This is a genomic window from Saccharospirillum sp. MSK14-1 (assembly GCF_003054965.1).
GTDB lineage: Bacteria > Pseudomonadota > Gammaproteobacteria > Pseudomonadales > Natronospirillaceae > Saccharospirillum.
On sequence record NZ_MIES01000036.1, the window covers coordinates 1 to 1,045 of the forward strand.

The following is a 1,045-nucleotide window of genomic DNA, read 5'->3' on the forward strand; positions in this document are numbered from 1 at the left end:
GTTTTACTTCGCCGTTGGTGCCACAACACCGAGCAGTGACGATGAGCTGAAAATAGCTGAGCTGGCCGATCAACTTAACAAACTGGTGTCAATTACCCATAGTCAGCAAGCGACTTTGGAGGTTATAGTGACCGGATCAACCGATGCATCAGGAAGTGCAGAATTGAATATGAAGTTAGCTCAGGAAAGAGCGACCAATCTCGTCAGCCAATTGATCGATATTGGTGTTCCCGGTTATCTATTTACCTTTACCACCGGCACAACGGAACTACCGGAAAACTATACTCTTGGTATGGAACGAAAAGTAACTTTCAGAACCATCGTTCGTACAAGCTCAAATAAGGTCACCCAATGATTCAAAAGAAAATCTGTCTGTTGGGTGGTTTTTCTGTCGGCAAGACAAGCTTAATCAAACGCTACGTGAGCAGTATTTTTGATGATAAATACCTCACCACCGTTGGCGTAAAGATCGACAAAAAACAGGTCGCCGTCGACGACAAAACAGTGAACCTGATGATCTGGGATTTAGCCGGTGAAGATGACTTCTGCAAACTGAAGGCCTCTTATTTGCGCGGCGCTTCAGGCTATATTTTAGTCATTGACCCGACCCGACCCAATACCCTCGAAACAGCGCTAAAGATGCATGATAAATCGGTCTCGGTACTGGGTGATGTTCCGGTCATAGTCGCGCTAAACAAATATGATTTATACGATGACTGGTTGTTGACTGATCAGCATTTCGAGCAATTGAATCAGCTCAACTTACCGCTGCTGAACACCAGTGCTAAAAATGGTGACGCCGTCGAAACGTTATTCACTCAACTGTCGAAAAATATGCTCGGGTAACAAGCTAGATGACGATGACGAATCCCCTCGGGCAAATATTCAAGAAATTAAACCTCATTGCTTACGAACATACGTCGAGCCCGCAACTTCAATTGCTGTCTGATGTGCCTGTTCATCTTATCGATATTTTATCGTTATCGACGAATGACCCGGATTCAACTTTTCCTGCGTCACCCTATCTGGAAAATTTTTTCGAATG

3 protein-coding genes are annotated in these 1,045 nt (G+C 44.4%); all 3 read left to right on the plus strand.

Annotated elements, in window-relative coordinates:
• Nucleotides 1-355: OmpA family protein (locus tag BGP77_RS17215; RefSeq protein ID WP_146171280.1), on the plus strand; the 355-nt coding region annotated here is incomplete at its 5' end.
• On the plus strand, nucleotides 352-846 hold the full coding sequence (locus tag BGP77_RS17220) for a Rab family GTPase (RefSeq protein WP_108166025.1): 495 nt from the start codon (nucleotides 352-354) through the stop codon (nucleotides 844-846). The genes BGP77_RS17215 and BGP77_RS17220, both read left to right, overlap by 4 nt.
• Nucleotides 847-854: 8 nt before the next feature.
• Nucleotides 855-1,045, plus strand: a 191-nt coding sequence (locus tag BGP77_RS18275; RefSeq protein WP_233252408.1) for a hypothetical protein, incomplete at its 3' end; no start/stop codon positions are given.

What these genes read in the sequence shown, in the direction of transcription:
- BGP77_RS17220 (WP_108166025.1), top strand. Translation starts at nt 352, where the DNA reads ATGATTCAAAAGAAAATCTGTCTGTTGGGTGGTTTTTCTGTCGGCAAG.